Source organism: Aestuarium zhoushanense (genome assembly GCF_056431045.1).
Genome location: NZ_JBWKMA010000023.1, coordinates 392,759 through 414,060 on the forward strand (window position 1 = coordinate 392,759; position 21,302 = coordinate 414,060).

At 56.9% G+C, this 21,302-nt stretch carries 19 protein-coding genes and 1 riboswitch; of the genes, 13 read left to right on the forward strand and 6 right to left on the reverse strand.

From position 1 onward, the window contains the following. Positions 1–22: 22 nt before the first annotated feature. Positions 23–1,348 (reverse strand): sirohydrochlorin chelatase, encoded by a 1,326-nt coding sequence (locus tag AC07ED_RS13645; protein WP_105234047.1) that lies wholly within the window; start codon positions 1,346–1,348, stop codon positions 23–25. Beyond that, the gene (locus AC07ED_RS13650; protein WP_105234046.1) at positions 1,345–1,584 is read right to left on the reverse strand and encodes a DUF6732 family protein; all 240 of its coding nucleotides are present in this window, start codon (positions 1,582–1,584) and stop codon (positions 1,345–1,347) included. The genes AC07ED_RS13645 and AC07ED_RS13650 overlap by 4 nt, the downstream gene beginning before the upstream one ends. A gap of 290 nt (positions 1,585–1,874) precedes the next feature. On the opposite strand from AC07ED_RS13650, the gene AC07ED_RS13655 reads away from it, so the two are divergent. The 6 genes from AC07ED_RS13655 (at position 1,875) to AC07ED_RS13680 (ending at position 7,270) form a co-directional block, all read left to right on the forward strand. Next, the gene (locus AC07ED_RS13655; RefSeq protein ID WP_105234045.1) at positions 1,875–2,849 is read left to right on the forward strand and encodes a glutathione S-transferase family protein; all 975 of its coding nucleotides are present in this window, start codon (positions 1,875–1,877) and stop codon (positions 2,847–2,849) included. 104 nt (positions 2,850–2,953) lie between these two features. Then, on the forward strand, positions 2,954–3,325 hold the full coding sequence (locus tag AC07ED_RS13660) for a DUF1636 family protein (RefSeq protein WP_105234044.1): 372 nt from the start codon (positions 2,954–2,956) through the stop codon (positions 3,323–3,325). Continuing rightward, a complete protein-coding gene (locus AC07ED_RS13665) occupies positions 3,325–4,263 on the forward strand; it encodes a threonine-phosphate decarboxylase (RefSeq protein WP_105234043.1) in 939 nt (312 codons plus the stop codon). Before AC07ED_RS13660 ends, AC07ED_RS13665 begins: the two co-directional genes overlap by 1 nt. After that, a complete protein-coding gene (gene cbiB, locus AC07ED_RS13670) occupies positions 4,260–5,159 on the forward strand; it encodes an adenosylcobinamide-phosphate synthase CbiB (protein WP_105234042.1) in 900 nt (299 codons plus the stop codon). Before AC07ED_RS13665 ends, cbiB begins: the two co-directional genes overlap by 4 nt. Positions 5,160–5,212: 53 nt before the next feature. Then, a complete protein-coding gene (locus tag AC07ED_RS13675; protein ID WP_105234041.1) occupies positions 5,213–6,376 on the forward strand; it encodes a lytic murein transglycosylase in 1,164 nt (387 codons plus the stop codon). A 3-nt stretch (positions 6,377–6,379) separates the two neighbouring features. Continuing rightward, entirely contained in the window at positions 6,380–7,270 is an 891-nt protein-coding gene (locus AC07ED_RS13680) for a glycosyltransferase family 2 protein (protein ID WP_105234040.1), read from the forward strand. Here AC07ED_RS13680 and smc read toward each other — a convergent pair. Next, positions 7,257–10,712: a chromosome segregation protein SMC gene (smc, locus tag AC07ED_RS13685; RefSeq protein WP_105234039.1), complete on the reverse strand. Its 3,456-nt coding sequence runs from the start codon at positions 10,710–10,712 to the stop codon at positions 7,257–7,259. The genes AC07ED_RS13680 and smc overlap by 14 nt on opposite strands. A gap of 201 nt (positions 10,713–10,913) precedes the next feature. Beyond that, positions 10,914–11,131: riboswitch (cobalamin riboswitch) on the forward strand. A gap of 33 nt (positions 11,132–11,164) precedes the next feature. Here smc and AC07ED_RS13690 point away from each other — a divergent pair. Next, entirely contained in the window at positions 11,165–11,332 is a 168-nt protein-coding gene (locus AC07ED_RS13690; RefSeq protein WP_067552109.1) for a CbtB domain-containing protein, read from the forward strand. Positions 11,333–11,350: 18 nt separating this feature from the next. Further along, positions 11,351–12,025, forward strand: a complete 675-nt coding sequence (locus AC07ED_RS13695; protein ID WP_105234038.1) for a CbtA family protein — start codon at positions 11,351–11,353, stop codon at positions 12,023–12,025. Here the strand turns inward: AC07ED_RS13695 and AC07ED_RS13700 are convergent. After that, positions 12,022–12,345 carry a DUF1636 family protein gene (locus AC07ED_RS13700; protein ID WP_478242301.1) on the reverse strand — a complete coding sequence of 108 codons (324 nt, stop codon included), beginning with the start codon at positions 12,343–12,345 and terminating at the stop codon, positions 12,022–12,024. The genes AC07ED_RS13695 and AC07ED_RS13700 overlap by 4 nt on opposite strands. A 58-nt stretch (positions 12,346–12,403) precedes the next feature. On the opposite strand from AC07ED_RS13700, the gene cobW reads away from it, so the two are divergent. Then, positions 12,404–13,480 carry a cobalamin biosynthesis protein CobW gene (gene cobW, locus AC07ED_RS13705; RefSeq protein ID WP_105234037.1) on the forward strand — a complete coding sequence of 359 codons (1,077 nt, stop codon included), beginning with the start codon at positions 12,404–12,406 and terminating at the stop codon, positions 13,478–13,480. Next, a complete protein-coding gene (locus AC07ED_RS13710) occupies positions 13,477–13,926 on the forward strand; it encodes a GNAT family N-acetyltransferase (RefSeq protein WP_105234036.1) in 450 nt (149 codons plus the stop codon). Before cobW ends, AC07ED_RS13710 begins: the two co-directional genes overlap by 4 nt. 2 nt (positions 13,927–13,928) lie before the next feature. On the opposite strand, the gene AC07ED_RS13715 is transcribed toward AC07ED_RS13710, so the two are convergent. Further along, positions 13,929–14,093, reverse strand: a complete 165-nt coding sequence (locus AC07ED_RS13715; protein ID WP_167668761.1) for a hypothetical protein — start codon at positions 14,091–14,093, stop codon at positions 13,929–13,931. Positions 14,094–14,141: 48 nt separating this feature from the next. Between AC07ED_RS13715 and cobN the strand changes: the two genes are divergently transcribed. The 3 genes from cobN (at position 14,142) to cobO (ending at position 20,082) form a co-directional block, all read left to right on the forward strand. After that, positions 14,142–17,834 carry a cobaltochelatase subunit CobN gene (gene cobN / locus AC07ED_RS13720; protein WP_105234035.1) on the forward strand — a complete coding sequence of 1,231 codons (3,693 nt, stop codon included), beginning with the start codon at positions 14,142–14,144 and terminating at the stop codon, positions 17,832–17,834. A 309-nt stretch (positions 17,835–18,143) separates the two neighbouring features. Beyond that, entirely contained in the window at positions 18,144–19,355 is a 1,212-nt protein-coding gene (locus AC07ED_RS13725) for a TsoY family (seleno)protein (RefSeq protein WP_105236256.1), read from the forward strand. A 118-nt stretch (positions 19,356–19,473) separates the two neighbouring features. Beyond that, positions 19,474–20,082 (forward strand): cob(I)yrinic acid a,c-diamide adenosyltransferase, encoded by a 609-nt coding sequence (cobO, locus tag AC07ED_RS13730; RefSeq protein ID WP_105234034.1) that lies wholly within the window; start codon positions 19,474–19,476, stop codon positions 20,080–20,082. Between the two features lie 51 nt (positions 20,083–20,133). On the opposite strand, the gene AC07ED_RS13735 is transcribed toward cobO, so the two are convergent. After that, positions 20,134–21,279 (reverse strand): alpha-hydroxy acid oxidase, encoded by a 1,146-nt coding sequence (locus AC07ED_RS13735; protein ID WP_105234033.1) that lies wholly within the window; start codon positions 21,277–21,279, stop codon positions 20,134–20,136. Between the last annotated feature and the right edge of the window lie 23 nt (positions 21,280–21,302).

Below are 21,302 nucleotides of genomic sequence, written 5' to 3' on the forward strand. Positions count from 1 at the left end.
AGGGGTGGGGCGGGTGTGATAGTCAGGGCCTCTTGGATTTCAGCGCGCTCTTTGGACCCAATGGGTGATCGGCGTGCGGATAAGGAGCATGGTGATGGTCGTGCCCGTGATCATGCCCATGATGGTGGTGGTGATCGTGGTCATGATGGTGATGATGCCCATCATCGTGATGGTGGTGGTGCCCATGGTGATGATCGTGATCATGGTGGTGATGATGATCATGGCCATAGTGGTGATGACCGTGGTCGTGATGGGTGTGTCCTTGCAGACGGCACAAGCCTGTACAGAAGGTATCGCACAGCGAACAGTCCGCAACGTTCGAACCCGGTGCGCTTGCCCCTTGGCCCTCGACGTGGTGATGGTGGCTTTCTTGCACGGCACCCACTTCGGCCTCAAAGCCGATCACTTCGGTGCGGTATTTGCACAATACGCAGGTCGGCGGCGGGACTTCGCCGTAGGCAGGGTGGCCGCTCGCCTCTAATGCCGCGCGACGTTCTTCTGGGGAAATCTGGCTCGCCTCGCCGTCCTCAACCGCGAGCACCTGCGCGCGGAACGGGCATATACCGCAGTTCGGAACAGGAACGCTGCCTGTCTGCTCTTTGATACGCTCTGCAAAGGTTTCGAGAACCTTTGGATGATCATTCAAATAGCCTGCTTTGACGAATTGGATGTCGGTGTGTTCAGCCGCAACCTGATCGGTAAAGCCGTAAATGCGGTCGATCAGAATACCTGTGAACAAGAAGTATGGGAATACAACGACGCGCTTGTAGCCTAGCTTTGCGACGTGCTGCAGGGCTGGTTCGACCAGCGGGAATGTGACGCCGGAATACCCGACCTCACACCAGCCAAATCCCATACCTTCCCAGAGCATACGAGCAATCTTGGACACGTTGCTGTTCGCATCGGGGTCAGATGCACCGCGCCCAATCACGACCAAGCAGGTTTCATGCATCGGCACATCACCAAGGTCCGCGTTGGCAGCGTCAACGGCAGTCTGAATGCGATCTGCTGCCGCCGCGATCATCTTAGGATCGACACCCAATTCACGACCATATTTCACGTCGATACCGTGCTTGGCCGCGTAGGTGTTCAGCACGGTGGGAATGTCGTTCTTAGAGTGCATCGCCGCAAAGAGCATACCCGGAACAGCGAGGATACGTTCGCAGCCAGCGTTCCGCAGGTTATCGAGACCATCACGGATCACTGGGTTCGCAAATTCGAGGTAGCCGTAATCAACCATCCAGTCCGACGGCAGATAAGCGGGCAGTTTCTCGGCCAGCACTTTGAACTCATCAACTGCCGACTGGCTCCGCGAACCGTGGCCGCAGATCATTACACCCGTTTTCATGCTGGCACCTCTTCGCCTTCGACTTCTTCTTCGGTCTCTTCTTCAGCCTCTTTTGACGCCTTTTCAGCGTTTTCTTTACGCGCCTTCAAAGCCTCACGAAGCCCAAGGAGGATCGCAAGACCCAGCGCCGCACCTGCCACCCAATGATCGTGACCAGCCATCTCGCCCAAATGGCCCACGTGGGCCGAGGCGGCATTTGCCGTCAGCAAAAGGATAAGAGTAAGCGCGCTGCGCATGGCGTGACCTCCGTTCCGATAAAGACCAGAGGACCGCGAAAATGCGGGGATCGGACGACGTGAGCTTTGGTCCCAATTCAGGTCGACCGCCGCACCACCAACCGCTCTGGCCTAGTTTAGGCTTCGTCTCGGGACTTCCTACAGGGGTAGGGCATAGGGGGCAAACGGTTAAACGTCGCAGGGTAGATCGAAAACGACCTGTGCGGTGACGCAAGGGACATGTTCGAACAGTTCGGTTGCCTGCGCAGGCCATTTGCCTATCTTTTAGTCGAAACACGAAAGGGCATAGGATGGGTTTTCTCGACAACGGCACATGGCGCGACGAATGGTACGACACCGAATCGACGGGCGGTAAATTCGTGCGCACGACGGCTGCCTTTCGAAACTGGATTACGGCTGATGGATCGGCTGGACCAACTGGCGAAGGTGGGTTCAAAGCCGAAAGCGGTCGCTACCACCTCTACGTGTCCTACGCCTGCCCCTGGGCGCACCGCACGCTCGTGTTCCGTGCAATCAAGGACCTGACCGATCACATCAGCGTCTCTGTCGTGCACCCCCATATGCTGAGCGATGGCTGGACCTTTGACACCGATTTTAACGGCGCGACGGGCGATACCCTCTTTGGCCTGCCATTTCTGCGCGACATCTACACACGCACTGATCCAACCATCTCTGGACGCGTTACGGTGCCGATCCTCTGGGACAAAGAACGTCAGACGATTGTCTCTAACGAAAGTTCAGAGATCATTCGGATGCTCAATTCCGCATTCAATGACATCACTGGAAACACGGACGACTACTGGCCCGAAAGCCTTCGCGATCAGATCGAGGCGTTGAACGAACGCATCTACGACACGGTAAACAACGGCGTCTACAAGTCAGGCTTTGCCACCAGCCAATCCGCGTATGAAGAAGCCGTAGGCCCTTTGTTCGACAGCCTCGATTGGCTCGAAGGCATCCTCTCGACCAACCGTTATTTGACAGGCGACACCCTGACCGAAGCCGATTGGCGCCTCTGGACGACACTCGTGCGTTTCGACGTTGTCTATCATGGCCACTTCAAATGTAATCGTCGTAAACTGATCGAATATCCGAACCTCTGGGCCTACACCCGCGAGCTCTATCAGATCGAAGGCGTGGCAGAGACGACCCATTTCGACCACATCAGCCACCACTATCACTACAGCCACGACACGATTAACCCGCACCGCATTGTCCCCGTCGGGCCTGATCTGGACTGGAACGCACCACATGGACGCGGATAGTGGCATCTTGGTCGTGTCCTGACCTGTGCAGACGAAGTTGACGTCCTACTCTTGTTTCGCGACGCCCAATCGGGTTGAAAAGGCGCGAAGCAAGAGGATGATCAATGACCAGCTGGATTACCATATGTGCAGGGTGCAAGCGCGCTGATTGGGGCGAGCGCGGCATGGACAAAACAGACGGTGAAGCCTTTGCTGAACTGATCGAAGCCGCTGCGCAACCTGCTGGCATCAACACTCGCCGCGTTACCTGCACAATGGGATGCGAACGTGCCTGCAACGTGATCGTTCAAGGCGCAGGGAAAATCAGCTACTCCCTCGGCATGTTTGACGCCACACCGTCCGATGCTCAGGCAATCGTCGACTACGCCGTCATGCATTCAGAAAGCGAAACGGGCCAAGTTCCTTTCCGCCAGTGGCCTATCGGCGTCAAAGGACACTTTGTCTCCCGCCACATCCCCTTGCCGGAGCAGAACTGATGGCCCGCGATCACGGTGGTGGCGTCGATGCCGCTGTCGCAAAATGGGGCGGCAATCGCTCTGACTGGGTTGATCTGTCGACAGGGATAAACCCAGTCCCCTACCCCGTTCGTGATATTTCGGCGGTTGCGTGGAATACTCTTCCTGACAGCGGTGCTATGGATCGGCTCATCACCGCCGCGCGAGAGTTTTGGAACGTGCCCGACGGTGCCGATATCCTACCCGCCAATGGTGCCTCTGCGCTCATAGCTCGAATGCCCAGCCTGTCAGATAGCAACAGCGCCTACATCCCAACGCCCACATACAACGAGCATGCGGCAGCTTTTGATGCAGCGGGCAAGCTCGGCAATGGCGATACCGTACAAGCGTCGAGCCATGTTTACGTCCATCCGAACAACCCCGATGGCAAACTCTGGTCCAGTGACATTTTCGGAGACCGCTCTCTAACCGTGATCGACGAAAGCTTTTGTGATGTTTGGCCCGAACAATCCCATATCGCCCAAGCCGCGGACGAGGGAATTGTCATTCTCAAGAGCTTTGGCAAATTCTGGGGCCTCGCAGGACTACGCTTGGGGTTCATGATCGCTGCCCCGTCGTTCATCGATCGGATGAAAGCGCTACAAGAACCGTGGTCCGTGAATGGCCCAGCTCTCGAGATTGGTGCGAGAGCTTTGCGAGACACCTCATGGGCCGTCGAAACGCGGGTCAGGTTGAATGAGGACGCACAACGCCTCGACAATCTTATGCTGCGCAAAGGAGCAAAGCTGGTCGGCGGAACGCCACTCTTTAGGCTCTACAATGTCGATGATGCCGCCAACTGGCAAAATCGTTTGGCCCAAAACCATGTCTGGTCACGCATTTTCCCCTATTCGAAAACGTGGATCCGTCTTGGTCTCCCTGCGCCTGATCAATGGGAACAGCTCGAGGCCGCGCTATGAGCGTTCTGTTGGCCATGGTGTTGGACGCGATTTTCGGAGAGCCAAAGTGGCTCTGGTCGCGCTTTCCCCATCCTGCGGTTTTGATGGGGAAATGCGTCAGTTTCATCGACACGTCGTTTAACAAAGGCACGCATCGCAAAGACAAAGGCATCGCGTCCTTCGCCATTCTCGTCGTGATGTTCGCACTATTGGGCATGGGCCTTCAGGATTTACCTGGCTTCTGGGCCGAAGCGATCGTCGGCGCGATGCTCCTCGCGCAGAAGTCGTTAGTGGAACACGTTGCTGACGTAGCCAAAGGACTGCGTACCTCGGTCGAGGCAGGCCGTGCCTCTGTTGCCATGATCGTGGGGCGTGACACCGCCGAACTCGACGAACCCGCCGTCGCTCGCGCGGCAATCGAAAGCGCTGCCGAGAATTTTAGCGACGGCGTTCTGGCTCCGTTGTTCTGGTTTGCGGTTGGCGGGCTGCCCGGCCTTTTAGTCTACAAGATCACGAACACCGCAGACAGCATGATCGGATACCGAACCCCGCGCCATGCACAATTCGGATGGGCTGCAGCGCGGTTCGATGACCTCCTGAACCTCATTCCAGCCCGTCTGACGGCAATTCTGTTCGTCGCGCTCAAACCGGACCTATGGCAATTCTCACCGATCCGTAAGGATGCAGGATTGCACCGTAGCCCGAACGCTGGATGGCCGGAGGCAGCCCTTTCTCGTGTCCTCGGGATCGCCCTTTCAGGTCCACGCGCATACCACGGCGAAATGCGCGATTATCCGTGGGTCAATGCAGACGGACGGAAAGACGCCACCGCCGAAGACGTAGACCGTGCCGTGCGTGAACTATGGTGGGCATGGGGCATCGCATGTGTCGTGATTTTGGGCATCACTTTTATCTAAGGTTGCATGCGCTGATCCGACTGATACCCTCTCGCCAAACTGTCGGAGGTCCCATGCGTTTTGTTTTGCCTTTCATCGCTGCCCTTTGCGCAACTTCGGCACAGGCCACGACTTGCGGCGGTTCTTTCGCGAATTTCGTCGAAGGTCTCAAACAAGAAGCCGTTGAGAGCGGCCATGATCGCGCAACGGTCGATCAGTTCTTTGCGAACGTAACCCAAGACGATGCCGTTCTTCGGGCTGATCGTCGGCAAGGTGTTTTCCAGAAGGACTTTATCGATTTCTCGCGCAGTCTCATTTCCCAAAATCGGGTCAACAACGGCGCGATCTATTCAGACCGTTTCGATTCCGTTTTCGACCGCATCGAACGCGAATATGGCATCAATCGCGGGGTTCTCTTGGCGTTTTGGGCGTTTGAAACCGATTTCGGTCAGGTCCAAGGCGATTTTAACACACTCAATGCTCTTGTGACTCTATCTCACGACTGTCGCCGACCAGAACTGTTCCGCCCACAAGTCTTTGCAGCTCTCACCCTTTTTGAACGCGGAGATTTTAGCCCGACGAACACCAGAGGCGCTTGGGCTGGCGAAATCGGGCAGGTGCAGATGCTACCCAAAGACATTCTTGAAAACGGTCGCGATGGCGATGGGGACGGTCACGTGGACCTTAAAGGGTCTTCGCCTGATGCGCTAATGTCTGGTGCTGCCATGCTGTCGTCGCTCGGCTGGCGCGCCAATGAACCGTGGCTGCAAGAAGTCACCGTTCCCGCGGACCTAGATTGGTCGCTCACGGGCCTAAATCACGAAATGTCAGGGCGCGACTGGGCGAATTTGGGTGTTCAAGCTCGCAGCGGGTCCATCGCCAATTTGCCTGCGTCGGTCCTCTTACCAATGGGCCGTAAAGGGCCAGCCTTCCTCGCCTATCCGAATTTCCATGTCTATTTCGAATGGAACAAATCGATGGTCTATGTGACCACCGCGGCTTACTTTGCAACCCGCCTAGAAGGAGCCCCAGCCTATAACGCAGGAAACCCCGACCCTGCGCTGAACGGCGAAGAAATCATGACACTGCAGCGTCGACTAGAAGCCCGCGGTTACGATGTAGGCGGGGTCGATGGGATCATCGGTGAAATGACCCGCGAAGCCGTTCAGACAGAGCAAGAACGGCTCGGTTTGCCAGCTGACGCTTGGCCAACGCGCGATCTGTTGAACCGCCTCTAATCGATGGCTGACTGGGGAATATGCACGACGATAAAAGCCCCACTGGCCGAGGTGGAGGCCTTTGTCGCCTATCACTTGTCCATCGGGGTTGCGCATATTTGGCTCCACTTCGATGATCCGGCCGACCCAGCCGCCACTGCGTTTGAGGGTCATCCACAGCTGACAATTATCCGATGCGACGAGGCGTATTGGATCAACCTCTTCGGTTCACGCCCTGACGCGCACCAGCCCCGCCAAGCTGCTAATATGAAGCGGGTCTACGACGCCGCGCCATTGGAATGGCTCGCGCATATCGACGTGGACGAGTTTATCTATACCGACGAATTGATAGGCTCTGTGCTGGGTACAGCATCCGATTGCATGGTCCGCATGCGCCCATGGGAGGCCGTCCATTCCCCTAAAGGGCTTCCTGTTTTCGATGCGAACCTGTTCCGCGCACCGCTCAAAGGCAAAGATCTGCGCCAACGCTGGCGGCAGTCGTTTCGGCAGTTTGCCCCCGCCCTCCGCAAGGGCGCGTTGAGCCATGTCGCTGGAAAGTCATTCTTCCGAACAGGGCGCGATGATCTTGAACCGAGAATTCATGGGGCTTGGGTGAATGGCGAGCAATTGCGCGGCATCCCATTTAACGATGATATCAAACTACTACATTTCCATGCCCAAAATCGCGCTGATTGGATTGCGCGCCTCCCCTATCGGCTCGAACACGGTGGGTATCGCGGCAATCAGGAAATGAAGCGTCACCTTGACGGCGCTAGTGTCGAAGAAATCGCCGCATTCTACGATCAGGTGATGACGATAAAGCCGTGGCTCGCCCTGAAATTGGCCGAGGAAAACTTGCTCATTGAGGCAAACTTAGACCTGCCAGCCAAGGTCGCTGCCTTTAGGCAACCATAGCTTCAGCCTTTTTCAGATCGACACTGACTAGCTGGCTAACCCCTTGTTCCTGCATTGTAACGCCGAACAAACGGTCCATCCGCGCCATCGTCACCGCGTGGTGCGTGATGATCAAGAAACGCGTGTTCGTCTGGCGTGTCATTTCATCCAAGAGGTCACAGAACCGCGTCACGTTGGCATCGTCCAATGGCGCGTCAACTTCGTCGAGAACACAGATCGGCGCGGGGTTCGCGAGGAACACCGCAAAGATCAGCGCCATCGCGGTCAAGGTTTGCTCACCACCCGACAACAGGGAAAGCGTCGACAGCTTTTTACCGGGTGGCTGGCACATGATCTCTAGACCAGCTTCGAGCGGGTCATCAGACTCAACTAGAACCAGCTTTGCCTCGCCACCACCAAACAGGTGGGTGAACAGCATGCCGAAGTTCTCATTCACCTGCTCGAAGGCAGTCAAAAGGCGTTCGCGACCCTCGCGGTTCAGACCAAAGATCCCCTGCCGCAGGGCTTTGATCGCTTCTTCCAAATCCACTTTGTCGCCAGTGAGTTTGTCGTATTCGGTTTGAACCTCAACCGCGTCTTCTTCGGCCCTAAGGTTAACAGCGCCCAGCGCGTCGCGCTGACGTTTATAACTATTCACCTGAACTTCGATTTCTTCGGCAGGTGGCATTTTATCTGGATCAACGCCCAGCGCATCGAGGAGCTTATCAGGCGTCGTTTCCTGCGCCTCCATGATCCGTTCGGCCGCGTAAGCTACAGTTTCGCGAGCGGCCTCGTTTCGGGCCTCAGCGCGGGCGCGGGCCTCGCGCGCCTCAGATGCAAGACGTTCACAATCTCGTTCAGCCATTTGCGCGTCACGCAGTGCGGTCTCAGCTTCTGCCAGATTGTCTGCAGCCCCTTTGCGCCGCTCCTCTGCTTCTTCGATTGCGTGGGCGAGTTCATCACGCTTGGCAGCAATTTCCTCTGGCGCCTCATTGGCCTCATAGAGTGCCTCTTCGCTCTCCGCCTTGCGCTCTTCCAATTCGGACGTCCGTTTCGTCGCCGTATCCAAACGGTGGCGCCAACCACTGATCTCTTTGGTGATTTCCTGAGACCGCTTTAGACGCGCGTCACCTTCACGCCGCACTTCATCAAACGCCGCGCGTTTGGTCATCATCATCATGCGGGCGGCTTCGACGGTCATCTTGACGTCCTCAACCGCTGCTCTCGCATCCGCCAAATCTGGCAAAGCCCGAGCGGTCGCCTCGGCCTCTGACAGCGCCTTGCGCGAAGCCATCGCTTCTTCTTCATGGCGACGCAGAGCAAGGCCAGAACTTTCCCGTTTCCCCTCGGACAGGTTGCGCTCCGCTTCAGCACGCGACAGGGCACGAGCGGCATCCGCAACCTGTTGATCTGCGGCACGACGCGCGGTGCGCGCCATTTGGTCCGCTTGCGTCAGCTTCTCGAGCCGCATTGTCACGTCTTCGTGGGCGATACGCGCGGCATCTGCACGCTCGGTCGCAATCTCCAAGTCCGCACGCAACTCATTCAATCGGTTGATCTGTTGCAAACGAAGCGCCGCCGCCGAAGGGGCATCTTCGGCCCCAGCGCGGAACCCATCCCAGCGCCACAGATCGCCTTCAACGCTGACCAGTCGTTGCCCAGGCTGCAGATCGACTTGGAGCCGAGCACCATCTGCCGCATCGACCAGACCGACCTGCCCCATACGGCGAACCAGAACGTCAGGGACATCAACGTAAGTGGTCAAAGGCTCCACACCTGACGGTAAAGATTGCGGCGTCGCGTATGCAGGCAAAGCCGCCCAGCCAGATTTAGCATCAGCACCAACCGCAGGCGCGCGCAGGTCGTCCGCCAATGCGGCACCCAGCGCCTTTTCGTAACCAGACTTCACCGACAACAAATCGAGGATCTGACCGCCCTCTTTCGCGTCCCGTTCGACCAATTTCGACAATGCCGCCACTTCGGCACGCAGCGCATTAGCCTCACCCTCAGCCGCCGACCGCAAGGCCCGTGCATCAACCTCATGCGATTGACCCTCTGCACGGGCAGCTTCGGCCTCAATCAGCGTTTCTTCGGCATGTTCAGCCGTCGCGCGGGCAATCTCTTCGGCCTCTTGTGCCATTTCGAAATCAGCTTCGGCTTTTTCCAATGCAGCCTCAGCGTCAGCCATGGCCGTGCGGGCACGAGTTGCGTCTTCTTCTGCCTTTGCCAAAGTTTTGCGGCTGTCTTCAATCAAACGCTGCGCAGACTGGTGACGAGCCGCCAAACGGGCCACATCCTCTGTCTGCTCAGACATCATCGTTTCGCGATCCTGCAAGGTCGCCGCGGCCTCACGCGCAGCGGCCTGCGCAGCCTCAAGGCGGCCTTCATGACCCTGCCCAGCTTTCGCGATTTCACGCTGCTCCCATTCGAGCCGTTCAATCGTTTCGCCCGCGTCCTTATTCAGGCCCGCCTCGCGTTCGATATCCCGCGCCAATTGATCGATGCGGTTTTTTAGCGTCTGTATTGTTTCAAGCGCCCGCGCCTCTTGATCCTTTAGCGCATCGCGCTGAACCTGAAGGCGTTGCAACACCGCTGATGCGATGGCTTCTTCTTCGCGTAGGGCTGGCAGCGTATCTTCTTTTTCCGTGCGCAATTTCCCTGCAGAACGCGCGTTCCCTTCGGCCTGAGACGCCTCAACGGTCCGCTCTCGCAAAACCTCCACCGCTTTCATGCGAGCTTCTTCGGCTTCCTTCCAGCGACGATAGAGCAACATGCCTTCGGACTGACGTAGCTTCTCACCGATTTCACGGTAGCGCGCCGCCTGACGTGCCTGACGCGCCAATTGCTGTAACTGGTTCGACAATTGCTCAATCACATCATCAACGCGTTCGAGGTTCGCCTCTGCGGCCTTCAGCTTTAACTCGGCCTCGTGGCGACGTTGATAAAGCCCAGAAATGCCTGCCGCTTCTTCGAGGATACGACGGCGTGCCTTGGGTTTCGCGTTGATCAGTTCTGAAATCTGCCCTTGGCGAACCAAGGCAGGGGAATGAGCCCCCGTCGACGCGTCTGCAAACAGCATCTGCACATCGCGAGCGCGAACGTCTTTGGTGCCAACCTTATAGGCAGAGCCGATGTCACGCGTGATCCGACGAACAATCTCTAGGTTATCCGCATCATTAAACGCCGCGGGCGCCAGCCGCTCTGCGTTATCGATCACCAGCGACACTTCGGCAAAGTTCCGAGCGGGCCGCGTCGCAGCCCCCGCGAAAATCACGTCTTCCATCCCGCCGCCCCGCATGGCGGTCGGGCGGTTTTCACCCATAACCCAGCGCAAGGCCTCAAGCAGGTTAGATTTACCGCAACCGTTCGGCCCAACAACGCCCGTTAGACCGTCCGCAATGATCAGATCGGTCGGATCAACAAAGCTCTTAAAGCCATTGAGACGCAGCTTGGTAAACTTCACGCGGAAAACTCATGTGATTCTGAACGTTTCGTAGTTTGGCGACCCTTGCCCTCTAGAGTCAACGAAACCACCCTGCATATGGCGGATTTGGGCGAGTTATCCACAAAATATCGAAATCACACAGACCTATATCCTTTGCGATCGCGACGTTTGGACCATCCAACATATCGCGAATCCGCCTTGACGAGGGGGCCTTCAAAATCGCACAAAGAGATGTTCGGTGCCTCACCACGTACGCAAAGCGTCAGAGGATAACCGGGAATGCGGTAAGGCCGGATCCCATCCGGAGGGCCAATTCCGCAGCCGCCCCCGCGACTGTATGCGGCGAGCGTGCCCCTAAAAACCACTGGGAAACCGGGAAGGTAGGGGAAACGCAGCGACCCGCGAGCCAGGAGACCGACCGAGCAAAGTTAGAAACCATCCGTCGGGTGTGACGGAACAGGAGAAGAAATATGACCAAAGTTTTCGCTATCGCGCGCATCAACTCTGAAGTGATGTCCATCGCTGCTGCTGCAATCCTCGGCCTCGGCCTCGTTTTCGCAGCTGGCCTGAGCCACTCGGCTACCGCGCACGATCTGACGCACGACTCGCGTCACTCGATCGGCTTCCCCTGCCACTAAGGCAGCGCTGCTGATCCAATGAGCAAAAAGATTTTAACCAGCGCGTTGTTCGCTGGTCTGGCTGCGGGGGCTCTCGCAGCCCTTCTACAATTTACCTTTGTCGTCCCTGTGATGATGGAAGGTGAACTTTATGAATTTGGTGATCGGGTTCACTTTACTGACCTCGGCCCCATGTCGCCTGCCGGCCGTCCAGATGTCTGGGCAGAGTTGCCACGGCACTTTTCGACCTTCGCAAGCAACCTTGTGACATATACGGGCCTCGCCTTTATTATGGTCGCGCTGTTCGCAATCGTATCTAAGCGGGGCGTAAAAATTTCTGCTCGCGCTGGATTGGTTTGGGGGCTTTGCGGATTTTTCGCAATGAACCTTGCGCCAGCGTTCGGTCTGCCACCTGAACTCCCTGGTACAGCGAGCGCAGACTTGGACATCCGTCAATACTGGTGGCTTGCCACGGTTGCTGCAACGGCAACGGGTCTCGGTCTTTTCGCGTTTGGGAAGATGAATGCCCACTATGCCCTCGCAGTTATCCTGATCGCGCTTCCGCACCTCATCGGCGCACCGCACTTGGATACCTACTATGGCTATGCGCCGCCTGAACTCGGGTCACTGTTTGTTGCCCGCAGCCTCGGGGTCGCAGCAATCGCTTGGCTATCGCTCGGCTATTTCGCGGGCGCCCTCTGGGAACGCGATTAGGCGGGAATACGTCCGATCAAACAGAACCGCAGTTGGCCGATGGACCTGACATCATTCACGATGCCATCCTCGGCCTCTGCATAAAGTCGGGCGAACTCTGCGATCTCTTCGGCCTGCGTGTCAGGATCAACGCCCGAGAACAGATACGCGGCCTTACCCGTTGCACGAAATGAAACGGTGACGGGTTTGCCACAGACGATCATGCAGTCTGTTGTTGCGACCTCGGCCTGCACCATAGACCGCAGCTGATCCGCCAACGCGGCCCCTTTGGGCGCAGTGCCGGATTGGCAACTTTCACAAATGGTGATGCGATCCGCCATCGCCTTTCCTTTCCCGCCCATTCGGGCCAAATATATGCGACCCATAACGGAGCCCGCCATGCCTGCCAAGATTCCCGCTACCGTCATCACCGGCTTTCTCGGTGCTGGTAAGACCACGTTGATCCGCCACATCCTGCAAAATGCCAAGGGCAAACGTATTGCTCTCATCATCAACGAATTCGGTGATTTGGGCGTTGACGGTGACATCCTCAAAGGCTGCGGCGAAGAAACCTGCACCGAAGACGACATCATGGAGCTGTCGAACGGTTGCATTTGCTGCACCGTTGCCGATGATTTTATTCCGACCATGGAAAAACTGCTGGAACGGGACAACAAACCCGACCACATCGTGATCGAAACCTCTGGCCTCGCCCTGCCCCAGCCCTTGGTACGTGCGTTCAACTGGCCTGGCATCTCGACCAAAGTGACTGTGGACGGCGTTGTAACCGTAGTCGACGGCAAGGCCGTCACTGAAGGTCGTTTTGCGCACAGTGTCGAAGCTGTCGATGCCCAGCGCAAATTGGACGAAAACCTCGATCACGAAACACCGCTGTCTGAACTCTTCGAAGACCAGATCGCCTGCGCTGACATGATCGTTGTGAACAAAACCGATCTTTTGTCCGCAGAAGAGGTTGATGCGCTCACCGCTCAGCTCAAGTCAGAGAGCCGCGATGGTGTTCAAGTTGTCAAAGCGACTATGGGTGCACTCCCCGTCGATATTTTGCTCGGTCAGGGGATCGGCGCTGAATCCGACCTCGAAGCGCGTCATGAAATTCACCACCATCATCACCACCATGATGACGACGATCACGATGACGACCATGATGATCACGACCACGAACATGAGCACGGCCATGACGAGTTCGAATCCTTCGTTGTCACCCTGCCAGAAGTGACCGACGCAAAGGCCTTTGCGGCACAGGTCGTGGACGTGATCAAAGCGCACGACATCCTGCGTCTCAAAGGGTTCGTCGCTGTTGAAGGCAAACCGATGCGCATGACCCTTCAGGCCGTCGGCCCGCGCATCGAAACCTATTTCGATCAGCCTTTCTCGGGCGCTCGTGAAACCCGATTGGTTGTCATTGGCGAAGCAGGTCTCGACCGTACGGCGATTGAGGCAGCGCTGTCCGCATGATCATCGTCGAACGGAATAGCCCCAAAGCCCCACAGGCGAGTGCGCTGCTCAAACAGTCGCACGCCCTGATGGAGGAGTTGTTCCCACCAGAGGATAACTTTTTCCTCGATATCGATGAGCTTTGTGTTCCGTCGATCCGATTTTTTACGGCGCGGATCGGCGACACAATTGTCGGCACAGGGGCGCTATCTATCAAAGAGGGATATGGTGAGGTGAAATCAATGTTCACGTCATCAGAGGCCCGCGGCAAAGGCGTAGCCTCTGCTCTTCTTCGGCAGATCGAAGACGAAGCACGGGACGAAAAGCTAGAATGGTTGCGGCTGGAGACAGGAAACCTCCTCCACGCCGCGCACCGTGTGTATGAACGCCACGGGTTCACCCGCTGCGGTCCGTTTGGGGATTACCCCGATGCGGCCTCCTCCATCTTTATGGAAAAGCCGCTTTGACCTTACTCGGCCTTCTTTTCAGCAGCGGCTTTTTTCATCCGTTCCAAAAGTGCGGCTTTGTCGTTCTTTCCGCCAAACGGGTTCTTATCTGTTCCCTTGGCGTTATGCTCTTTGTGACGCGGTTGACCCTTCGGTCCCTTAGCGCCACCCGATTTACTGTAATCCATGATGCGGCTCCTTTGCCGCGCTGATGCCCGAAACCAAGGCTTTAGACAATGCACCTCTTGGCAGCGACCCCCGGAAATATCGATGACAAAGAGCCTGTCGATCTAGGCCAAACCCCTGCTGATGTAGTGGTCATCTCTGCCGCTGACACCGAATTGGCTGCTTTGTCAGAGGCGCGGGCGGAAATGACCGATGCACCATCGCTGCGGCTCGCATCGATGATGAACCTGATGCACCCAATGTCAGTAGACCTGCATTTGGATGATTGCGCGACGAAATCCCGAATCGTGATCGCGCGGGTGTTGGGTGGCGCGGGTTACTGGAAATACGGGTTGGAACAGTATGCGGCTCGTTTGCACGAGGCTGGCATTCCGTTCGCCGCTCTGCCCGGTGACGACAAACCAGACGCAGAACTGCGGGATATTTCGACCGTTCGCGGCGCAGATTACGACGCATTGTGGAGCTACCTTGTCGAAGGCGGCCCGCAGAACGCGGTTAACTTCCTCGCCTATGCAAAATCTCTCATCGATGGCGGCGAAAAACCTGCGGCGGCCTCCCCGCTCTTGCGTGCGGGTATTTACTGGCCTGGCCTTGGTATTTCGAATCTTACCGATCTGAAAGCATCATGGACTCTTGATGCGCCAGTCGTGCCGATCGTGTTTTACCGTGCATTGGTTCAAGGCGCTGGCCTCAACCCGATCAATCGACTGACAAAGTCGCTGATGCGCGCGGGCCTCAACCCGATGCCCATTTTCGTGGCCTCGCTCAAAGACTCCGTTTCTGTCGCGACCCTCGAACAATTGTTCACCAGTTATCCGCCAGACGTCATCCTGAACTGCACCTCTTTTGCAGTCGGCAGCCCTCACGCTGATGAATCTGCGCCTAATCCTCTCGCCGCGCCATTTTCGAACGACGCCCCCGTGTTGCAGGTCGTTCTGTCCGGTGGTTCCGAAGAAGCCTGGGCTGACGGCCTGACTGGCCTTTCGGCACGAGACATCGCCATGAACGTCGCCTTGCCAGAGGTTGATGGCCGCATTCTATCACGTGCGATTAGCTTTAAGGGCCAAGCTTATTTCGACGAAGCCACGCAATGTCCCGTTGCGGCCTATCAAGCACGCGGTGACCGGATCGATTTCGTCACTCAACTGGCCACCAACTGGGCCATCCTTCGCCGCACCGCGCCCAAAGACCGCAAGATCGGCATCGTCCTCGCAAACTACCCGAACAAAGACGGTCGTCTTGCGAACGGGGTTGGCCTCGACACACCCGCGGGCACAACTCATACGCTCGCACTCCTTGCTGCCGCTGGATACCAAACGGAAACGCCAGACAGTCGCGTGCTGATGGATCGCATCACGGCGGGTCCGACCAACTGGCTCACGGATCGCGCTGAAAAGGCAGGCGGCGAAGCGCTTTCGCTGCCCGATTACCTTTCGCACTTCAACGCGCTGCCTTGGGACGTGAAACAACGCATATCCGACCGCTGGGGCACGCCCGAAAGTGATCCCTTTGTCACTGACGCTGGCTTTGCTTTGTCGATCCACAGCTACGGCAACGTCGTCGTCGGCATCCAGCCTGCCCGCGGCTACAACATCGATCCGACAGAGACTTACCATTCTCCTGACCTCGTGCCGCCGCACAACTATCTCGCCTTCTATTTCTGGCTCAGACACCACATGGGCGCTCATGCGATCGTGCACATGGGCAAGCACGGAAACCTAGAGTGGCTTCCGGGGAAATCACTCGCCCTGTCCGAATCCTGCCTCCCCGAAGCGATTTTCGGTGCGACGCCCCACGTTTACCCGTTCATCGTAAACGATCCTGGTGAGGGTACGCAGGCCAAGCGGCGGACAAGCGCGGTGATTATCGACCACCTGACGCCGCCTCTCACCCGCGCCGAGAGTTACGGTCCCCTTCGCGACCTCGAAGCACTGGTGGATGAATACTACGAAGCGGCAGGTGTAGATCCCCGTCGTATCGACACCCTGCGTCGTGAAATTCTGTCGCTCTCAGACGTGACGGGCCTTTCAACTGATGTCGGAATGACGGGCGATCAGGACACGGACCTAGCCAAACTCGATGCGTATCTTTGCGAACTTAAGGAAGCGCAAATCCGCGATGGGCTCCATATTTTCGGGCAATCCCCGACGGGGCAACAGGCGCTCGACCTCGCTATCGCTCTGGCCCGCGTACCGCGTGGTGATGGGGTGGGGCCAAATGGGTCGCTCCTGAGAGCGCTGGCTGACGATCTCGCGCTTGGTTTTGATCCACTCAGCGCTGACCTTGGCACCGCTTGGGACGGCCCGCGTCCTGAAGTTTTGAATACGGGCGGAACATGGCGGACGACAGGCGATACCGTCGAACGCCTCGAAGAACTAAGCCAAAAGCTGCTCCGTGATGGGGGCTGGGGTGATGAGGCCCCAGAACAGATTGACCCCATCGGCCCTGCCTCCTCAGCAGTCGTGGCTGAAATCCTGAACACCATTCGTCCGATCATTAACGCCTGCGGTCCCGACGAAGGCACGGCGCTTCTCGCAGCACTGGACGGTCGCGCGGTCGCTCCTGGACCTTCTGGCGCCCCGACCCGCGGACGGTTGGACGTTCTGCCAACGGGTAAGAACTTCTACTCAGTCGATAGCCGCGCTGTCCCGACACCGACCGCATGGAAGCTCGGCTGGAAGTCAGCGAACCTGCTCATCGAAAAGCACCTACAGGATCACGGCGACTGGCCGCGCACCATGCTTGTGACCGCATGGGGTACAGCAAACATGCGGACTGGCGGTGATGATATCGCCCAAGCGCTGGCGCTCATGGGCGTCAAACCCACGTGGGACAGTGCGAACCGCCGCGTGACTGGGTTCGAAGTTCTTCCAGAGGGCGTTCTTGGCCGTCCCCGTGTGGATGTCACCCTCCGCATTTCGGGCTTCTTCCGCGATGCGTTCCCGCAGTTGATCGCATTGGTGGATAGCGCCGCGCGCGCCGTTCAGGCCTTGGACGAAAGCGACGACCAAAACCCCGCCGCAGCCCGCGCACGCCGTGGCGAAGGTCAATCGCGCGTGTATGGCTCCAAACCGGGGGCCTATGGCGCGGGTCTGCAGGCTCTTATCGACGAACGTGTCTGGAATGACAAAGCCGACCTTGGGAACGCTTACATCGAATGGGGCGGCTACACCTACGGCGCAAAGGACGAAGGAACCGCCGACCATTCAGGTTTCCGTCAACGCCTCTCGCAGACGGATGCAATTGTACAGAACCAAGACAACAGAGAACACGACCTGCTCGACTCTGACGATTACTACCAATTCGAAGGCGGTGCGGCGGCGGCGATCAGCGCCCTGCAGGGTCAAGACCGACCGATCTATCACAACGACCACTCACGTCCCGAACGGCCGGTCATCCGCACGCTCGAGGACGAAATCGGTCGCGTGGTCCGCAGCCGCGTCGTGAACCCCAAATGGATCGAAGGCGTCAAACGCCACGGCTACAAGGGCGCGTTCGAGATCGCGGCCACTGTCGACTATATGTTCGCCTTTGCCGCAACGACTGGTGCGGTGCGTAACCATCATTTCGATCTGGTCGAAGCCGCATTTCTAGAGGACGATGACACCCGCGAGTTTATCGAAGACGTAAACCCTGCGGCCCTGCGCGAAATCGCAGATCGGCTTCAGGAAGCGATAGATCGTGGGCTGTGGCAACCGCGCTCTAACTCTGCAAGGGCTCGCATCGCAGAGCTAAGAGCGTAGGGATTAGATCGTAGAAAGTGCTGCAACGCCGATATAAAGAACCAAAACGGCTAAAGAAAAATACTGCATACTTGCCCCCAAGCAGAACTATGGCCGCGCTATGCCGCAGGTGCGAAAGAACTTGTAGATCAAAAATCTCCATCGCGTGATCCGCTAGTGGTCTGTGTATTTATGGTCACATGACTGTGCACCATTCAACACTGCCGCCGTCCAAACTACACATAAATCAATATATCTCAATGTTGACATTAATTGAGCGCACCATGTATCAAATCGCATAACAGATTCTTGATATGTATGGAGGGCACGATGTCCCAACTCATGAAACGTCCGGCAGACAATTGGTCTCCACTCTACTTCCTAGCTTCGGTGGGCGCAGGCGGATTGGCTGTCACTTTCTTCATGTATCTGATGTTCTGGGTGCCGCACCCCAACGCGCCCGTTCCCGTTTTTGAGGACATCATGAACGCATGGGCTAAAGGAAATCCCTTCCAACAGTTCGCGATCGTCGCGGCGATGGCTGGCGTTGCCTTCTTTGTCATTCAAAACCTGCGCTACTTGATCTGGAACTTCGGCAAACTGTCCGAATTCAAGAAAACCGAAGCCTATCAAAAGCTACGCCACTCGAACGGCGAAACCCAACTGCTAGCTATACCACTCGCGGTGGCTATGTCGATCAACGCGATGTTCATTGTCGGCTTGGTTTTCGTTCCGCAATTGTGGAGCATCGTTGAGTATCTCTTCCCCGCCGCTCTCGTCGCGTTCTTCCTGACGGGCGTCCTCGCTCTGCGCATGATCGGTCACTTCTTGGGCCGCGTTCTGTCCGAAGGAGGATTGTTCGACGTCACGGCGCATAACTCCTTCGCACAGCTTCTCCCCGCTTTTGCTCTGGCAATGGTCGCTGTCGGCCTCTCCGCACCCGCTGCGATGTCGACCACACCGCTGACCGTCGGAACCGCGCTCGTCGTGTCCACCTTCTTTGGCCTGATCGCGACAATCTACGCAATCGTCGCCGCTGTGACCGCTTTCAACTCCATGCTGCACTACGGCACCCACAAAGAAGCTGGCCCGACCCTAATGATTATCATCCCTCTGATGACCGTCCTTGGGATAATGGTTCTGCGCCAAGAGCACGGCCTGCACACCACCTTCGACGTGCACACCAATGCGGCCGAAACACTCATGACCTTGACCAAGTTCCTCACTGTTCAAGTGTTGTTCCTGCTGCTCGGCCTGACCGTTCTGGGTCGTCAGGGTTACGCGTCGACCTTCCTGACTGGTGATAAAAACTCTGCAGGGTCCTACGCTCTTGTCTGCCCAGGTGTCGCACTCTCTGTGATGACACAATTCTGGCTCCACAAAGGTCTGGTTGCCGCTGGTCTCGTCGCAAAGTTCAGCGTGACCTACTGGGTAATCATCGCAATCGCACTGGCCTTCCAGTTCGCCATGGTTGCCCTAGTTCTTCACCTCAACCGTCGCCACTTTGGCAAAACCAAAATGGTCGCAGTTCCAGCTGAATAAGTTTCCTTCCCCTCCCTTTCAAAACGGTAAAGGGCGCCCTCAGTGGCGCCCTTTGCAATTTGTTGCCTTGCACTCCCTCGACCACTTGGCCAGACTCGGAAAGCGAACGGAGGATCAGATGACCGAAGATACAGAACGCCACGCTCAAAAGATGGCCAAGAAGAAAGCCGCCCGTGATAAAATCATGGCGACAAAGACCGACAAGAAAGGTCTGATCATTGTCCACACGGGCAAGGGAAAAGGTAAATCAACCGCTGCCTTTGGCATGATCTTTCGGCACATCGCGCACGGTATGAAATCCGCCGTCGTTCAGTTCATCAAAGGCGGGATGAGCACGGGCGAACGCGATATGATCCTCGATCGCTTCACCGACCTTTGTGAATTCCACACGATGGGCGAAGGCTTTACTTGGGAAACCCAAGACAAAACCCGCGACACTGAAATGGCCCAAGCCGCGTGGGAAAAAGCCAAAGAGCTGATCCGCGATCCGTCGAACAGCATGGTTCTCTTGGACGAAATCAACATCGCGATCCGCTACGACTACGTCGACATCAAAGACGTTGTCGAATTTCTGGCCAATGAAAAACCACATATGACGCATGTGGTTTTGACAGGTCGCAACGCCCATGAAGACCTGATCGAAATCGCAGATCTGGTGACAGAAATGGAGCTGATCAAACACCCGTTCCGCGCTGGCATCAAAGCACAGATTGGCGTCGAATATTGATCAATGGCACGTGCACCGTTTCATAGACGGTGCACGTTTTCCTAAGCGTTGTTACTTGAACTTCACCATATCACGGGTGAGTTGGTCGACCGATGTGCAGCCCATCAACCGCATATCGCGCACGAGCTCTTCTTTGAGCTTTCCAATCGCGCGTTCGATGCCTGCTTGTCCCGCAGCCGCCAGCGGGAAGAGGTAGTAACGACCCAAGCCAACGGCCTTCGCCCCAATCGCAAGCGCCTTCAAAACATGGGTTCCGCGCTGAATACCGCCGTCGATCATCACATCGATCCGATCCCCTACCGCCTGTACGATTTCGTCCAGCTGATCAAAGGCCGTGGTCGATCCATCCAACTGACGACCGCCGTGGTTTGATAACACGATCCCCGAACAGCCAATATCGGCGGCCCGCTTTGCGTCCTCAACGCTCATGACGCCCTTGAGGCAGAATTCACCACCCCATTCAGCGACCATTTTCTCAACGTCATCCCAAGTCATAGACGGGTCAAGCATCTCGGTGAAATAACGGCCGATGGTCAGGCTATCGCCCTTCATATCGATATGTGCGTCGAGCTGCGGAAGGCTGAATTTTTCGTGGGTGACATAGTTGAAACCCCACATCGGCTTGATCGCGAATTGCAATGCGCCCGCCATGGTCAAACGGAAGGGGATCGAAAATCCGGTCCGCAGGTCACGTTCACGATTGCCGCCTGTGATGCTGTCGACTGTCAGCATCATGACCTTGATCCCGCTCTCTTTCGCCTTTTGCATCATCGCACGGTTCAGGCCGCGATCTTTGTGGAAATAGAATTGATACACCTGCGGGTTTGAATGCTTCTTCGCGAGTTCTTCCATCGACACAGTGCCAAGCGACGAGACACCGAACATAGTGCCGAATTTCTCAGCGGCAGCGGCTGTCGCCCGCTCCCCTTGATGGTGGAATAGGCGCTGGAGCGCGGTCGGCGACAGGTAGACCGGAAGGTCGATCTTTTGCCCCATAACCGTGGTGGACAGGTCCACATCCTCAACCCCGCGCAATACGTTCGGGATCAAATCACAACGCTCAAAACTGGTAGTATTGGCCCGAAGCGTCACTTCATCATCTGCGCCGCCCGCAATGTAGTTATAAATCGGGCTCGGAAGACGTTTGCGCGCCAAGGTCTGAAAATCGTGAAAGTTGTGGCAGTCGTTCAAACGCATAGCAGGTCCTAAATAGTGATCGC

What these genes read in the sequence shown, in the direction of transcription:
- AC07ED_RS13645 (WP_105234047.1), bottom strand. Translation starts at nt 1,348, where the DNA reads ATGAAAACGGGTGTAATGATCTGCGGCCACGGTTCGCGGAGCCAGTCG.
- AC07ED_RS13650 (WP_105234046.1), bottom strand. Translation starts at nt 1,584, where the DNA reads ATGCGCAGCGCGCTTACTCTTATCCTTTTGCTGACGGCAAATGCCGCC.
- AC07ED_RS13655 (WP_105234045.1), top strand. Translation starts at nt 1,875, where the DNA reads ATGGGTTTTCTCGACAACGGCACATGGCGCGACGAATGGTACGACACC.
- AC07ED_RS13660 (WP_105234044.1), top strand. Translation starts at nt 2,954, where the DNA reads ATGACCAGCTGGATTACCATATGTGCAGGGTGCAAGCGCGCTGATTGG.
- AC07ED_RS13665 (WP_105234043.1), top strand. Translation starts at nt 3,325, where the DNA reads ATGGCCCGCGATCACGGTGGTGGCGTCGATGCCGCTGTCGCAAAATGG.
- cbiB (WP_105234042.1), top strand. Translation starts at nt 4,260, where the DNA reads ATGAGCGTTCTGTTGGCCATGGTGTTGGACGCGATTTTCGGAGAGCCA.
- AC07ED_RS13675 (WP_105234041.1), top strand. Translation starts at nt 5,213, where the DNA reads ATGCGTTTTGTTTTGCCTTTCATCGCTGCCCTTTGCGCAACTTCGGCA.
- AC07ED_RS13680 (WP_105234040.1), top strand. Translation starts at nt 6,380, where the DNA reads ATGGCTGACTGGGGAATATGCACGACGATAAAAGCCCCACTGGCCGAG.
- AC07ED_RS13690 (WP_067552109.1), top strand. Translation starts at nt 11,165, where the DNA reads ATGACCAAAGTTTTCGCTATCGCGCGCATCAACTCTGAAGTGATGTCC.
- AC07ED_RS13695 (WP_105234038.1), top strand. Translation starts at nt 11,351, where the DNA reads ATGAGCAAAAAGATTTTAACCAGCGCGTTGTTCGCTGGTCTGGCTGCG.
- AC07ED_RS13700 (WP_478242301.1), bottom strand. Translation starts at nt 12,345, where the DNA reads ATGGCGGATCGCATCACCATTTGTGAAAGTTGCCAATCCGGCACTGCG.
- cobW (WP_105234037.1), top strand. Translation starts at nt 12,404, where the DNA reads ATGCCTGCCAAGATTCCCGCTACCGTCATCACCGGCTTTCTCGGTGCT.
- AC07ED_RS13710 (WP_105234036.1), top strand. Translation starts at nt 13,477, where the DNA reads ATGATCATCGTCGAACGGAATAGCCCCAAAGCCCCACAGGCGAGTGCG.
- AC07ED_RS13715 (WP_167668761.1), bottom strand. Translation starts at nt 14,093, where the DNA reads ATGGATTACAGTAAATCGGGTGGCGCTAAGGGACCGAAGGGTCAACCG.
- cobN (WP_105234035.1), top strand. Translation starts at nt 14,142, where the DNA reads ATGCACCTCTTGGCAGCGACCCCCGGAAATATCGATGACAAAGAGCCT.
- AC07ED_RS13725 (WP_105236256.1), top strand. Translation starts at nt 18,144, where the DNA reads ATGTCCCAACTCATGAAACGTCCGGCAGACAATTGGTCTCCACTCTAC.
- cobO (WP_105234034.1), top strand. Translation starts at nt 19,474, where the DNA reads ATGACCGAAGATACAGAACGCCACGCTCAAAAGATGGCCAAGAAGAAA.
- AC07ED_RS13735 (WP_105234033.1), bottom strand. Translation starts at nt 21,279, where the DNA reads ATGCGTTTGAACGACTGCCACAACTTTCACGATTTTCAGACCTTGGCG.